Source organism: Domibacillus epiphyticus, from assembly GCF_001975785.1.
GTDB classification, from domain to species: Bacteria; Bacillota; Bacilli; order Bacillales; family Domibacillaceae; genus Domibacillus; species Domibacillus epiphyticus.
In genome coordinates this window covers 1-1,309 of sequence record NZ_MSFI01000044.1, presented here as the reverse complement: position 1 = coordinate 1,309, position 1,309 = coordinate 1, and the positions used below count along the sequence as shown (strand labels likewise).

The 1,309-nt window shown below is 43.0% G+C and carries 1 protein-coding gene; it reads right to left on the bottom strand.

Features of this window, described 5'->3' with window-relative positions; all coding sequences use genetic code 11:
- A partial coding sequence (locus tag BTO28_RS16705) for a PAS domain-containing sensor histidine kinase (protein WP_269843886.1) occupies nt 1-1,292 on the bottom strand: 1,292 nt, incomplete at its 3' end.
- Nucleotides 1,293-1,309 lie beyond the last annotated feature (17 nt).

Genomic DNA, 1,309 nt, shown 5'->3' with positions numbered 1-1,309 from the left:
GAGACACTGAGCTGTCCCCCTTCAGGCATCGCTTCAATCCCATTCTTGACTACATTACTCAAGCATTGATGAAGCTTGTCGGCCTCTCCGGAAATGTACAAATTTTCCTCCCGGGATACTTTAATATGCACATTATTCATATTCGCATACGGACTTACAATCATTAAAACATAATCAATTTCTTCAGCCAAATCCAATACCTTTACGTTTTCGAGAGACGGCTTCGCAAAGGTCAGATAATCGGTAATAATATGTTCAGCACGCTCCAGCTCATGTATCGAAGTCGTGAGATACATCACCTTATCTTCATCAGTATGATTACTCTCCTTTAACAGCTGCAGAAACCCCTTGATTACAGTTAGGGGGTTGCGCACTTCATGCGAAATGCTCGCTGCTAATTCACTGACTGTCTTCAATTTTTCCAGCTTCCCCATCTCTTTCGCCAATTTCCTAAAATTATTAGTAAAACGGATGCTGATATATATAGAAATGACAATAGCGATGATAAGTACAAGAGAGCCTATGATAATAAAATTCTGGCTAATTTGATCCGCAGATGCCGCCAAATCTTTTTTTTCAATGACAGATATATATTTCCAGTTATGATTTTCCGAAGTGATAACATGTATAACGGATTCTTCACCGTCTACCTTTGCTTCAAAGGTGCCATCCTGCCCGATTGCTTCCAACTCGGGAATGTTCAATTCAGAAATGGATTCAAAATTTAATTCGGGCTTTTTAGGATGCGCAATAATCGTGCCATCTCTTTGCGTCAGAATCACATACCCGCTTCCACCTATTTTCACATCATGAATCAGGCTCGTCAGCCCGTCCAGACTGACATCCAGCCCCATGACCCCGATTCTTTTGCCATTGCGTTCAATCGTGACGACATTGCTGACTATTTTATGGTTTATTCCCGATGAAACATAAGCACCTGTCATCAATACTTCCCCTGGGGCCTCCAGGGCCGTTACATACCAGGGCCTCTTTCTTGGATCATATCCGATGAGCGTGGGTCCTTGAGGATACTGGATATACCGGCCTTCCTCAGTGCCCATATACACATACATTGCATCCAGATGGTTTTTTCCAAAGTGAGAGAAGACCTCATAGATCTCCTTTTCCACTGCTCCATTTTTGCTTGGGGTCATCTGGACGAATGCGCCATTCCCTTTCATATCTTTATATGTCGTTATGCTGCTGTCCGCTTTCAGCACCCGCGGATCAGTCGCCAGCGTATGCAAATCTTCCTTTATTCCCTTAAAGTACAGCGAAATCGCATTATCCACTTTTTCGATTTCCCTCA